This is a genomic window from Vibrio sp. 03-59-1 (genome assembly GCF_013114135.1).
Classification (GTDB): domain Bacteria; phylum Pseudomonadota; class Gammaproteobacteria; order Enterobacterales; family Vibrionaceae; genus Vibrio; species Vibrio cortegadensis.
Genome location: NZ_VTYA01000007.1, coordinates 61,864 through 75,538 on the forward strand (window position 1 = coordinate 61,864; position 13,675 = coordinate 75,538).

Annotated in this window: 12 protein-coding genes; 3 read left to right on the forward strand and 9 right to left on the reverse strand. The window is 40.9% G+C overall.

All coding sequences use genetic code 11. From position 1 onward, the window contains the following. Positions 1 to 35: 35 nt before the first annotated feature. Entirely contained in the window at positions 36 to 1,169 is a 1,134-nt protein-coding gene (gene nspC / locus F0249_RS08825; RefSeq protein WP_171756431.1) for a carboxynorspermidine decarboxylase, read from the forward strand. A gap of 75 nt (positions 1,170 to 1,244) precedes the next feature. Here nspC and F0249_RS08830 read toward each other — a convergent pair whose 3' ends face one another. From F0249_RS08830 to F0249_RS08850, 5 genes are all read right to left on the reverse strand, one after another. Continuing rightward, entirely contained in the window at positions 1,245 to 1,787 is a 543-nt protein-coding gene (locus F0249_RS08830) for a DUF1566 domain-containing protein (RefSeq protein WP_171756432.1), read from the reverse strand. Then, on the reverse strand, positions 1,787 to 3,433 hold the full coding sequence (locus F0249_RS08835) for a DUF1566 domain-containing protein (RefSeq protein WP_171756433.1): 1,647 nt from the start codon (positions 3,431 to 3,433) through the stop codon (positions 1,787 to 1,789). The genes F0249_RS08830 and F0249_RS08835 overlap by 1 nt, the downstream gene beginning before the upstream one ends. A gap of 235 nt (positions 3,434 to 3,668) precedes the next feature. Beyond that, positions 3,669 to 4,889, reverse strand: coding sequence for a diguanylate cyclase (locus F0249_RS08840; protein ID WP_171756434.1), 1,221 nt, complete (start codon positions 4,887 to 4,889; stop codon positions 3,669 to 3,671). Between the two features lie 101 nt (positions 4,890 to 4,990). Continuing rightward, positions 4,991 to 5,503: a glycine cleavage system protein R gene (locus F0249_RS08845; RefSeq protein WP_017054567.1), complete on the reverse strand. Its 513-nt coding sequence runs from the start codon at positions 5,501 to 5,503 to the stop codon at positions 4,991 to 4,993. 213 nt (positions 5,504 to 5,716) lie between these two features. Continuing rightward, positions 5,717 to 6,601: a DUF3943 domain-containing protein gene (locus tag F0249_RS08850; RefSeq protein ID WP_171756532.1), complete on the reverse strand. Its 885-nt coding sequence runs from the start codon at positions 6,599 to 6,601 to the stop codon at positions 5,717 to 5,719. Between the two features lie 216 nt (positions 6,602 to 6,817). Between F0249_RS08850 and F0249_RS08855 the strand changes: the two genes are divergently transcribed. Continuing rightward, positions 6,818 to 8,059: a CinA family nicotinamide mononucleotide deamidase-related protein gene (locus tag F0249_RS08855; protein WP_171756435.1), complete on the forward strand. Its 1,242-nt coding sequence runs from the start codon at positions 6,818 to 6,820 to the stop codon at positions 8,057 to 8,059. A 232-nt stretch (positions 8,060 to 8,291) separates the two neighbouring features. Then, positions 8,292 to 8,540 (forward strand): hypothetical protein, encoded by a 249-nt coding sequence (locus F0249_RS08860; protein WP_017054564.1) that lies wholly within the window; start codon positions 8,292 to 8,294, stop codon positions 8,538 to 8,540. A gap of 129 nt (positions 8,541 to 8,669) precedes the next feature. Here the strand turns inward: F0249_RS08860 and yfaE are convergent, their stop codons facing one another. From yfaE to ubiG, 4 genes are all read right to left on the reverse strand, one after another. Next, entirely contained in the window at positions 8,670 to 8,948 is a 279-nt protein-coding gene (yfaE, locus tag F0249_RS08865) for a class I ribonucleotide reductase maintenance protein YfaE (protein WP_171756436.1), read from the reverse strand. Then, positions 8,948 to 10,081 (reverse strand): class Ia ribonucleoside-diphosphate reductase subunit beta, encoded by a 1,134-nt coding sequence (gene nrdB, locus F0249_RS08870; RefSeq protein WP_017054562.1) that lies wholly within the window; start codon positions 10,079 to 10,081, stop codon positions 8,948 to 8,950. The genes yfaE and nrdB overlap by 1 nt, the downstream gene beginning before the upstream one ends. Before the next feature lie 87 nt (positions 10,082 to 10,168). Continuing rightward, entirely contained in the window at positions 10,169 to 12,451 is a 2,283-nt protein-coding gene (nrdA, locus tag F0249_RS08875; RefSeq protein WP_171756437.1) for a class 1a ribonucleoside-diphosphate reductase subunit alpha, read from the reverse strand. Positions 12,452 to 12,937: 486 nt separating this feature from the next. Further along, positions 12,938 to 13,675 (reverse strand): bifunctional 2-polyprenyl-6-hydroxyphenol methylase/3-demethylubiquinol 3-O-methyltransferase UbiG, encoded by a 738-nt coding sequence (ubiG, locus tag F0249_RS08880; protein ID WP_171756533.1) that lies wholly within the window; start codon positions 13,673 to 13,675, stop codon positions 12,938 to 12,940.

Sequence of the window (13,675 nt, forward strand, 5' to 3'; positions counted from 1 at the left end):
CATCGGCTTTGTTCGATTTAAATAGTGATATAAAGATGCAGAAGAGTGAATTGAAAACCCCTTACTTTATGATTGATGAGAGTAAGCTAGTTGCAAATTTGGAAAAAGCGAAGTACTTGAAAGATATTTCAGGCGTTAAGTTAGTATTGGCTTTGAAATGCTTTTCTACGTGGGGCGTGTTTGATCTTATCAAACCCTATCTTGATGGGACAACCAGTAGCGGTCCATATGAAGTGAAGCTTGGACATGAGACCTTTGGTGGAGAAACTCATGCTTATAGTGTGGGCTACAGTGAAGATGACGTGCGTGAAGTCGCTGATATTTGCGATAAAATGATCTTTAATTCCCAGAGCCAATTGGCTGCGTACCGTCATATTGTAGAAGACAAAGCATCAATTGGGCTGCGTTTAAATCCGGGAGTGAGCTATGCAGGACAAGATCTAGCCAATCCTGCGCGTCAGTTTTCACGTTTAGGCGTCCAGGCAGATCAAATCAATCCTGCCGTTTTTGACTCACTGAATGGTGTCATGTTCCATATGAACTGTGAGAATAAAAGTGTTACTGCATTCAAAGGGTTACTTGACTCTATCTCGCTTCAATTCGGAAAATACCTTGATGAGCTAGAGTGGGTGAGTTTAGGTGGTGGTGTTTTCTTCACGTGGCCAGACTACGATATAGATACGTTAGGCTTAGCATTAAAAGAGTTTGCAGAGCGTCATGGTGTACAACTGTATCTTGAGCCAGGTGAAGCGATTATCACCAAAACAACGGATCTCGTGGTTACCGTTGTGGATATTGTTGAGAATGGTAAAAAAACGGCGATTGTGGATTCAGCTACTGAGGCACACCGTCTTGATACGCTTATCTATAACGAGCCAGCATCAGTATTAGAAGCGTCTGAAAGTGGTAGCCATGATTATGTGATTGGTTCATGTTCGTGCCTTGCAGGCGACCAGTTCTGTGAAGCAAGCTTTGACGAGCCACTGAACATTGGTCAAAAGCTGCATCTGTTGGACAGTGCGGGTTACACCATGGTGAAACTGAACTGGTTCAATGGCCTTAAAATGCCATCAATCTATTGCGAGCGCAGCAATGGTGAGGTTCAGATGCTGAATGAATTTGGTTATGAAGACTTTAAACGTTCATTGTCGCAATGGTCGGTTAAGTAACAGAATTTATTATTCATAGAAATAAAAAGAGCAGCTAATGAGCTGCTCTTTTTGATTATTAAGTACCGTAAAAACCTAATTAAATGTTTTCACTAATCGAACAAGAGGGTGTGGGACATCATCTGGGTCGGTAATAACTTCTAAAGCTTCTTCAAAATCAATAATTAAACCGTCATAGTCACTGTTGATTTTATGAGCGTCAGGTGTATTGGTCCAATATGGTTCGTTGGTCGTTGTTGGGAAGTGTGTCAGGTTAATCGCTGGTCTAGTACAGCTATAGTCAACGATTGAACTTAACTCTTTGATATTAGGTAACCTGAAGCCTGTTTGATCTGCGATAGTGGTCAAATTCGCATCTTCAGTTGCCACGAGCGCATCCTGCCATTTTTGATACTTGATCGCCGTACCATCACAGGTGTCATTGGTTGGATTGTAGGTCTCGCCTAGGTTGCATTTTGACCAAAGTAAGTTAGTCGTGACGTCGAGCAACGTACCGTCTTTGCGGTCAATGAACTGCCCGTCTTGGTGAGAGGGCGTTTGAGTTTGCACACAGGTCTGCGCGATAGTATTTGCACTTAGCAGAGTAGCAATTGCACATAAGCATAGTTTTAGTTTCATTACTCAATCCCCCCACTTACAGCAACAATTCCTGTAGAGTGCGTGATGTTTTTATTACAAAGCTCAAGCTCACCATTTTTAGAGTCGATACATCGAGCGCTACCATCTTGTTTAACAGAGCTAGAGTGTGTGAAGAGTCGATCTCCAAGATTAGGAAAGAAATCAATGGCTTCAGTTGGCGCAGTGCCGACATTGAAGTTGATAAATGAGCGAGCTTCAACAGGGGAGGGTAAGCGCCAATCCGTAATGCCGCAAATAGAGCGACTGTTTAGGCTATCAATATAACTACTTGTATTACAGTAGTTGCTACCGGATCCATCATTAATATACGCACATTCAGAAGATATCGGGCCATCGCTGTACAATAGATCATTGACTGCTCCGGCATAGCCACCATTGGTTGTATTGTCAGAGTCGTGCCACGTATATGTGTATGAAGCGCTTCGCCATGAGTTTGACTGATTTCCCCACGGATAAGGATTGGTGTCAGGGTCGTCTCTGTGGCTCTGAATCCATGCATCGACTTCGGGTTGACTCGGCAGTGCTATTGGGTCTTGCTTTGCTTCAATATACAATCCGGAATGCTCATCTTTAACACAGCGCCAATTCGTTGCGCTAGGTAGTAAAGGGTTTCCGTGAGCATCTAGCTTTGTGTAGCGGAAGCCATACACCCCATCCGAATGTTCATTTCCATTCGTTACATCAAGCCCAAAATCAGCATCTTGATTTGGATGTGAAGCTGGAGGAGTGGCACTGTCGTAGTCTGTACCATCAAAATAAGTTACATATCCAGTATCATTGAAACTTTTTTGCCCGGGAATATAGAACGCGAGAGTGTTTTTACTCGAATCGATAGTAGCGTTTCCAACGGAAGCTATCGTGTAGATCACTGATTCGCCACCTTCATTAAAGGCATCATCATTGGCAGAAAAAGTGATATCTGTTGAGAGGGTCTCTGCTGGCAATTTAAGAGTTAAGCCTGATATATCGACAATGAAGTCTTCAGGCGCGGCAATACCGGTTCTCGTGAGAGTGAGTGTTACATCTTGAGACGTGTAATGACTCAAAACTGCTTGTTGTTTAATACTGTCGCCTTCTACAACGGTACTTAAATCATTACTAAAACTAACCGTTGGTTGAGTATCGCTATCATTAAGGGTTACGACAGTTCGGTCGTTTGAAAGAGTGTAATTTGTATCGTTCTCAGCACTGATAGAGTAATGAAGTGTTTTATTACCCTCATACAGATTGTTGTGCATAAGGTCTAGTGGTAGAGGTGCGCTGGTTACACCTGCCGCAATGTTGAAGTCTTGGCTAGAGATAGTATTGTAGTTCTTGAACGCGCCACTGGAACGTGTTGTCACGTCACTGGTTAAGAGTGTCAAGGTTAGATCTTGGCTTAAAGCCTCGGAAAGAGAAACAACAATCGATTCTGTTTTTGAGCCAGAGGTTGGTTCAGTGAAAGTCACTGTTGATGGAATTGAAATAGTCACGACGTCTGGTGATGGAGTCGGGTCGGGTGTTGGATCTGGAGTGCCGTTATCACCACCGTTGCTCTCATGCCCACTGTTACAGCCTGAAATTAAAATCGCCAACAAAATTGCTGAGATTTTTTTTAAGGGCCAACTTTTTTTTATGACTTTCATGCAATGCCTAAGTTGATAATTGATTATTTTGTTGCATATTAGCAAAAAATGGACATTATAAACACTGGCAGTACAATTTTGAATGTGACTTATCCGTTTTTTCTGTAGCTTAACTATATGATTTATGAGTTGTTATGAGATAAGGATATTTCTCATCTCTCCTCCAAACCTATATATTAGTTCTCTCTATCATTTCAATGTGTTTGCTCGCTTTATTTTCCAATTCGCTGCTCTGTTAGCTGTTTTTATTTTTGTACATCTCATGATCAGCCGCGCTCAGTAACATATCCGCCGACGTTTCTGCTTTGGTGTGTACAACATGACCAATTGAGGCTGAATATGAGATATCTAGCCCATTAAAATCTACTGTGGTGGTCATCGCTTTTGTTATTCTTGAAGCTAACTGCTCTGTTTCGTCATCGTGTATTATATTCGGGATCATGATGACAAACTCGTCACCGCCTATTCTTGCAAGTGTATATTCCGTTTTAATCATATTTTTTAACGTTTGAGCGCAACGGGTTAATACTCGATCTCCAGCAGCGTGCCCCCATGTATCATTGATGTATTTAAATTTATTGAGATCGATAAATAACAGTCCGATATTGTTACTTGTTGAGTCCTTTAGAGCCAAGTCCATCATCTTCGTGAGTTGGTTTAGATTCGATATCTTCGTCAACGGGTCATGGCAAGCTTGGAATTCTAACTCGGACATGAGGCTTTGAGACTGTTTCAAAGATACTTTAAGTTGTTTCACTAAAGGTAAAACTAAAAAAACACCACTGATAGATACAAGTAGGGCAACGATTACGCTTAAACAGGTGTAGTCACTCTCGAATATATTTTCGGTTGAAACTGGGAAGCTGATTTCTCGAACACCACGAAAGTCGCCATCTTTCCAAGTTATACCAGTGTAATCTGACTTGGCGTTATGGCAGTTAAGGCATGGTTTTGACATATAAATAGGTGTGATCAAGGTGATCATGTTTTTTTCGCCGCTATCCATTTTTTCATACTTGAAAATATCTTCGGTATTTCCTTGTTCGAAATAAGTAAGAGCAGATTTCTGAGAATCATAAAGTTGTCTGTCTTTTCTATTTTCGAATGGATATTGGCTATAAATTTCAACGGATACATCAGAAAGTTGCTTGTTTAATCGTTGACCAAAAGCATTGCTGAATGTGATAGGGAAAGGCAAATCATGATCATTATCTAAGTAATTTAAACTTGTTTTTGCTCCTGATGCTTTAGCTCTCGGAAGAATTTCATCAGAGTAATATTGATGTAAAAGTGAAAGTGTATTGCTGTATATGATAGCCGTATCTTGTGCGACACGGTTATAAGTGGAATCTTTATAATATTGGCTACCAATGAGGAATAGGCAAGATACAGAGAGAATATAAATAAATATTACAGACGTAATATTCTTAACCAATAAACACTTTAACGATTTCATTATAATTGGATACCTTTTTTACCGTTCGACATTCTATCGAATGGCGAACGGTATATCAAATAGTATCCATAATGGGGCGTAATTATTCAGACCCTGTATGGTTATGCTTCTAAAATTACACGTGTATCTTCGCTTAATGCTTCCAGTTCACTTGCCACATCTTCTATTTGTACATCCACAGGTAAGCGAATCGATAGAGTCGATGTGAATAAGCTCGAACTCACACCACCACCACCAGCGATGAATACCCGTTGGCAATCCATATCTAAAATACTGATTCCCTGTCCATCCAAAACGTGTGTAATTTCATTCACGATGCCAGCTCGATCATTTGAATCAAGTCGTAGTTGATAGATGGTATCAACTTCATGTGCGGTGCTTGCTGAATCAACGATATCGACCATTAAATTTTTTTGTGCTTTAAATGCGGCTTTGACGGTTTCGGCATTGGCTTCGGGAAGTTCAATTTTAATCACCGCGGCTACTTGGCTTTCTATGAAATTAACCTTGCTTATCAACCATTTACCACCATTTTCGTGAGTTGTGGCTGCAAGTTCTTTTATGGTTGCTGGTGAGGCTTTACCGACGAAATTTACAATAAATGTACTATTCATATTTTATTCCCTCTTCTAAATACCAGTCATACATCTAACCTACTGGTTGATAACTATTTTATTTATATCCTTGGTTTTAGTGTAGAAGGTCTGTGGTAGGAATAGTTGATGAATATCAATTTTTTGGCCTAAGCGAAGGTCGGAATCTCAAATATCAAAACTCAGACACAAAAAAGCGGCAACAGAGTGCCGCTTAAATTGAAGATGTTTATATTAAAAAGTGATTTTTAAATCAACGCCGTAATACTGATTGTCGTACGCGGCACCAGCATCAAGGGCAAACTTGGCGGCATCTTGATTATTACCCCAAGGCTTATTGTTAAAGCTGAATTCGGCTTCACCGCCCCATGCATCACTTACCCAGTAATGGATATGACCGACTGGGTTTAGGAAAAAGAGTGATACGTCACCAACGGTTTCAGACCCCACTACTTCACCACCATTCGCCACAATCTCTTGTTCTGTTTCGAACATGATTTCACCAGCAACAGCACCAAAGAAAGGAGTAATGAAAATATCTTGCCATGAAGGTACTTCTGCAAAGGCTTCTACACCATATTCCCAGAAAAATGTGGACATAGTGAACGAGTACATGAATGACTCAAACTCATTAAACCCAGCATGGCGAGCAGCAGTGTAATAAACGCCACCAAAATATGGGTGAGCAATGTAGTTAAGGAAGTGTTCATCGCGGTCCCATGTAGGGCCTGAAGTCACGTTATCTTTCCATTTGCTGCCAATATTGCTTAAGTCACGATCTTCAGCATCCCATTTGGTGATACTTTCAGGAAGTAAAGTCATCAAACCTACAGTCGCAACGCTAAGACCTAAAATTGTGTAAGTTTGACCTTTCAAGTAGTCCCAATCTTTCTCACTGCGAGGATTCATATACAAAGGCAGTTCAGGTTCTGAAAAATCTAAGCTTTGATCTGACGTTAGGGCATAAGAATTGCTTGTGTTGTAACGATAAGAGTTATTATCTAGGCAAAACTCTTGTTTGCAATCAACGGTATAGGAAAACTCAATATCTTGGCTAATATTGCTGTTTGCGTGGACTGTTACAGAAGATGACAGTGCTAGTCCTGCAATAGTTTTCATTAATACGGTTTGCTTTGACACGGATTGCTCCAAAGAGTGGGTTATTACGATCAAGATCGCAATTATCCATGAATAGAGCATGCTTGAAAACACTAAATAGGTAATTTTTCTGAAACTTATTGTGTAAAAGCGTTGTCTGATACTAGATCAGCGACATTTAAATACCCCCAGAGTATCAATGCCCGATTAAGTCATCGTGCACCAAAGGAATATATTATGTTGAAAATTGCAATGTTGAGTACTGGTGAGGAAGTTCTTCATGGTGACATTGTTGATACAAATGCTGCATGGTTATCGAGTGAATTCTATCAACACGGTTTTGGGCTATCTAAGCGATCAACCGTTGGTGATCAGCTTAGTGCTCTCACAGAAGAGTTTTTAATGCTGAGCTTTAATTACGATGTGATTATCGTAAATGGCGGTTTGGGGCCAACAACTGACGATATGAGTGCTGCCGCTGCTGCTAATGCTTCTGGCGAAAAATTGGTATTGTTTAGTGATTGGCTGAAAAAACTTGAAGCGATGTTTAGTGCTAGAGGTGTGGTAATGCCAGACAGCAACTTAAAACAAGCGATGTTGCCAAGCAATTCCGAGATTATTGATAATCCGATAGGCACTGCTTGTGGCTTCAAAATGAAAATTAACGATGCGATTTTCTATTTTACTCCTGGTGTACCTAGTGAATTCAAGCGCATGGTACAAGATCAAATATTGCCCGATTTGAAGATGTCTCAACCAGACGTTGAGCAGTCTGAATGCAGCCGTTTATTTACTTTTGGTTTGTCAGAGTCAGGGATTTCTGATTCATTAGATCAACTTAAGTTACCTGCTGGCTACGAACTTGGCTATCGTTCATATTTACCTTTTATTGAGGTCAAGTTATTTGGCCCTAAAGATGGGTTAGAAGTTCGGATAAAACTACTGCAGATGATCTATAAGCTGCTAGAAGCTCATGTTGTCAGTGTAGATGAACCTATGTTGACGCACTTAGGGCATTTATTGGTTGATCAAAAGAAGACATTGTCGATTTCAGAGCAATCCACAAGAGGCTCCTTATCTTCTTGGTTACAGAGTGATGAGCTTATTGAAAGCTGTTGTGGGCATTCATGGATAATGAGCTCGTTAAATGAATCCCCAGGTGATGGGGGAGACCCTTTAGCCGCGGCGTTTGCTTTAGCAGCGGCTACACGAGAAAAGTGTGCGACTGATATTGCGTTAGTTACTGGAAAAATAGAGGAAAATAAATTTTCAGTTGCACTAGCAACGCAAGCAGGTGAATGGGGGCAGGTTCTTGAGTTTAAAAGAGACTACAACCGCAATGATGCTCGAAAAGTCATCAGTACAGTGGCGTCAGATATGTTGAGGCGTCACCTTGAAGGTAAGCCGATGTTTGTTCAGTATGGTTCACTGAATAGGATAAAAGAGCTGTTTATACCCGTGAGTGTTATTCAAGCTTAACCGCATAGTCAGCTCGCTGTAATTTTGTGCGCCGAAAAAGGTAAGCCGATGATAAATCAGCTTATCTTTTTTTTATCTTTATCTTAATTATCTATAAGTAATCGATCTATCGCTTAACTCAATGATTTTATTAGGATGATTTTTATGTCTCACTTTTGATACGCGCGAATAAAAAATAAACGGTTAAACTGACTCTAGTACTCATCAATGGATAGTGAGATTGGAGGCAAGGATGCAGCAACAATCAAAAATAAAAGTTTTGTATCAAATCGCAAGTCAGGAAGTGGTATTAGGGGAGATTTTCAATAGCGCCAAGGGAGACATTGTCTCATTATGGCGTGGTTTTCCGAGTTCATTTCATCAACTTCCTAAGCAAGGTTATCGGTTGTCACTGTTTGATGATGATGGAAAACACATTGGGGATAAATCAGTTTCAGTCGATACGGCGGATATGATCTTGCTCGAAACTAAAGTGGGATAACGTTAAACGAGTAATATTTGGAATAAAAAAGAAGAGCCAGCGCGGTGAGGCGTTGGCTCTTTCGTTTTTGGAAGTTTTGAAGGGGAGAATACTTGGCCGAGGTGTAAAATATAGCAAATCAGATGGAATCTAAGCTCGCTGTTTTTTGACCGAATAGTTCACACTACTTAACGCAACATCCGTTTTTGCTCGACAGACACAAGGTAAGATCTCGTCATCGTTCGTATATGCCATTGCAAAACCAACATACTCGACCTCACCAGACTCTAGCTTGCAGCGACATGCGCCACAATGACCATCTCGGCAATTATACTCAGGGGTGAGCCCTGATTGCTCCATGGCCTCAAGTAGAGTGCTAGATGAGTTAGACTGGATAGAGGTCAAGCCGTTAATTTTGAGTGCTGGCATTACAGTTCAAAACCTTCGAAGTCATCCGCACTTACTTCGTTATCAATTTGACCTACGAGGTAAGAGCTAATTTCTGCTTCTTGAGGCGCAACTTGTACGTTGTCTGATGATAACCAAGCGTTGATCCATGGAATTGGATTCGAAGTTGCATGTGGGTAAGCGATGCCTAAACCGACAGCCTGCATACGAATATTGGTAATGTATTCAACATACTGACATAGAATGTCTTTGTTCAAACCAATCATTGAACCGTCTTTAAATAGATACTCTGCCCACTCTTTCTCTTGTTCGGCAGCGGCTTTAAACAAGTCAAAACAGTCCTGCTTACACTCTTCTGCAATCTGCATGAAAGAGAAATCATCTTGACCATTACGCAGAATATTAATCATATGCTGAGTACCTGTTAGATGAAGCGCTTCATCACGAGCAATCAGCTTGATGATTTTTGCGTTACCCTCCATCAACTCACGTTCTGCAAAGGCAAATGAGCAGGCAAAACTTACGTAGAAGCGGATTGCTTCAAGTGCATTCACGGACATTAGGCACAAGTAAAGTTTCTTCTTCAAGTTATGAAGGTTTACATCGACTGTTTCGCCATTAATATCGTGCTTGCCTACGCCATAACGGTGGTAGTCATTTGATGTCGCAATCAAATCGTCATAATAGTGAGCGATGTCTTTCGCGCGCTTTAAGATCTCTTCATTTTCTACGATATCGTCAAATACAACACTTGGATCATTGACGATGTTACGAATGATATGAGTGTAAGAGCGAGAGTGAATCGTTTCAGAGAAAGACCAAGTCTCGATCCAAGTTTCGACTTCAGGTAGTGACACTAAAGGAAGCAAAGCCACGTTTGGACTACGTCCTTGAATTGAATCCAATAAAGTTTGGTATTTCAAGTTAGAGATGAAAATATGCTTTTCATGATCTGGTAGTTTGTTGTAGTCAATACGGTCGCTTGATACATCAACTTCTTCTGGACGCCAGAAGAAAGAGAGTTGCTTCTCAATCAGTTTTTCGAAAATTTCAAACTTCTGTTGGTCGTAGCGTGCAACGTTTACTGATTGACCAAGGAACATTGGTTCTTTTAGTTGATCGTTTTTATTTTGAGAAAATGTACTGTAGGCCATGTGAACCTCTAAATCTTGTGAACTTATCAACCTAGTCGTTAGATTGAAGCAATAAAGCCTACCGTGGTTGGGTAGGCTACATTGGTGTTAAATTTTACAACCGCCGCCTTCGCAATCATCATCTTCCGGCTGAGCAGTGTCACCTTGGTCATCTTTAGCACCATCACGAGTGTTATGATAATAAAGCGTCTTCACACCGAACTTATAGGCTGTTAGTAAGTCTTGTAACAGCTTCTTCATTGGTACTTTACCGCTGTCATAAGCACTTGGATCATAGTTGGTGTTAGCAGAGATAGCTTGGTCAACAAACTTCTGCATGATGCCAACTAAGTGAAGGTAACCATTGTTTGAACCAATATTCCAAAGCAACTCATAGTTGTCTTTCAAATTCGCGAAATCAGGAACAACTTGCTTCAAAATACCATCTTTCGATGCTTTCACTGATACAAAACCGCGAGGTGGTTCGATACCATTGGTTGCATTCGATATTTGAGATGATGTTTCTGACGGCATTAAAGCTGTTAATGTTGAATTTCGTAGGCCGTGCGTCATGATCTCTTGGCGTAAAGTATCCCAATCATAATGAAGCTCTTCATCACAAATTAGATCGATATCTTTTTTGTACGTATCGATTGGCAGTAAACCTTTCGCATAATTTGTTTCGTCAAAAAGAGGGCATTTACCTTGCTCTTTCGCGAGTTCAACCGATGCTTTAAGCAAGTGATATTGAATAGCTTCGAATGTACGGTGAGTCAGAGCGTTTGCGCTGCCATCAGAGTACTTAACACCATTTTTCGCAAGGTAGTAAGCGTAGTTGATTACACCCACACCTAATGTTCGGCGATTCATTGTTGACTTGTAAGCCGCTGGCAAAGGGTAGTCTTGGTAGTCAAGTAGAGCATCAAGAGCACGAACCACAAGTTCAGACAGTTCAGCAAGATCATCTAAAGAATCGATGGCCCCAAGGTTAAATGCTGAAAGCGTACAAAGTGCAATTTCACCGCTGTCATCATCAACATTCGTTAATGGTTTAGTTGGCAGAGCGATCTCCAAACATAAGTTTGATTGACGAACGGGCGCAACTTTTGAGTCAAATGGACTATGAGTATTACAGTGATCGACGTTCTGAATATAAATACGACCCGTTGATGCTCGCTCTTGCATAAGGAGAGAGAATAGTTCTACTGCACGAACGGTTTCACGTTTTACAGAAGCATCGTTTTCGTATTTAACATACAGACGTTCAAATTCATCTTGATCTTCGAAAAACGCATCGTAAAGGCCGGGTACATCAGATGGTGAGAATAGGCTGATATTTCCGCCTTCAACCAAACGTGAGTACATCAGTTTGTTCAACTGAACACCGTAATCCATATGACGAACACGGTTCTCTTCAACACCACGGTTGTTTTTAAGCACTAATAGAGATTGAACTTCACCATGCCACAGTGGATAAAATACGGTTGCCGCACCACCACGAACGCCACCTTGAGAGCAACATTTTACCGCAGTTTGGAAATATTTATAGAAAGGTATACAACCAGTATGGAAAGCTTCACCATTACGGATTTCAGAGCCTAAAGCGCGGATGCGACCTGCATTAATACCGATACCAGCACGCTGAGATACGTAACGTACAATTGAGCTCGCCGTTGCATTGATTGAATCTAGGCTATCACCACATTCGATAAGTACACATGAGCTAAACTGGCGCGTAGGAGTACGAACACCAGACATAATTGGTGTTGGTAACGAGATCTTGAATGTTGAAGCCGCATCATAGAAGCGCTTAATGTAATCAAGGCGTGTCTCTTTTGGGTATTTCGCAAATAAACACGCAGCAACCAAGATATACAAGAATTGAGCACTCTCGTAAATTTCTTTAGTTACACGGTTTTGAACGAAGTATTTACCTTCAAGCTGCTTAACGGCGGCATAAGAGAAATCCAAATCACGGCGGTGATCAATGATGCCATCAAGTTGGTTAAGCTCTTCGCGAGTATAGTCTTGCATGATGTGTTGATCATACTTACCCATATCAATTAAACGCGAGACATGATCGTATAAAGTTGGTGGCTCGTATTGGCCATATGCTTTTTTACGAAGGTGAAATACTGCTAGACGCGCGGCTAAGTATTGATAATCAGGTGTCTCTTCAGAGATTAAATCTGCGGCTGACTTAATGATGGTCTCATGGATATCCGAAGTAGTAATACCGTCATAAAACTGAATGTGAGCTTTCAGTTCTACTTGAGATACGGATACGTTGTGAAGGCCTTCTGCTGCCCATGTGATAACACGGTGTAGCTTTTCAAGATCAATGCTTTCTTTACGTCCATCACGCTTGGTGACAGTGAGTTGTTGGTTCATTCTGCTTTAGTTCCCTAACAAAACTGATAAAAGCCGTATTTTGAGTGTTTTTGTTTGCAATTATTGTAAATCGCGCTGCGGCTTTGTGATCTGAATCTACCCATATATTGTAGACTAAACACAAGATATAGGGGTAAGTTGTTTCGTGGCTACAAGATAGTGCTATCTATGATTATTTTCAAGGAGCAGTTTTGGACAGGGCTGTGGATAAGTAGGGGAAAGAAAAAAAACAGTTAGTAACCACTAACTGATGGTAACAGGGTGCACTTGATTGAATGAAATTGATGGTTTGCCGATGCTTTTAATTTGACCATTAACAAAAATAAATTCCTTGATCTTTGAACCAAACTGAGCAACAGATTTGTGGTGGTTAAAATAAAAACGGGTTGGTCAAAATGGAATCTAGAGCACGAAAAATAGGCTGAACTGAGCATCAAAAATATGATAAATGCAACTCAGTTCAGAGATATTTTTGAGAAAAATAAATCACACTAATCGAGTATGGACAATGTAGTTCACATCGACATTTGGGCCTAAGCGATATGTGTCCATTAACGGATTGTAATGTAGACCTGTGATCCCTAATTCTTGCAATGGCGTTTGGTCTACCATTTTGATGAGCTCGGCTGGACGGATAAATTTGTCATGGTTGTGAGTTCCGTCCGGAACGATTTTTAATAGTTTCTCAGCACCGACAATGGCAAACAGATAAGATTTGATATTACGGTTGAGGGTAGAGAAGAAGACATGGCCACCAGGTTTCACTAATTTTGCGCATGACTGGATAATAGAGAGTGGGTCGGGCACATGTTCGAGCATTTCCATGCAAGTGACGACATCGTAATGATTGGGATGGCTTTGAGCGTGATCCTCAATGGTGCTTTGAATATACGAGAGCTTTGTTCCCGTTTCTAATGCATGTAATCGTGCGACTTCTAATGGTTCTTTGCCCATATCTAACCCAGTAACAATCGCGCCCTCTTTAGCCATACTTTCAGCAAGAATGCCACCTCCACAGCCAACATCAAGAATCGTCTTGCCAAAAACACCGTCGGCTTTTTCTAAAACATAATTTAGACGCAGCGGGTTGATTTGATGTAGAGGTTTGAACTCACCTTCGAGATCCCACCAACGAGAAGCCATATCTTCAAATTTCTTAATTTCTAACGGGTCGACATTTTGAGGTTTGCCAGAACTGATGTTTGATGCTTGATCTTTGATCAT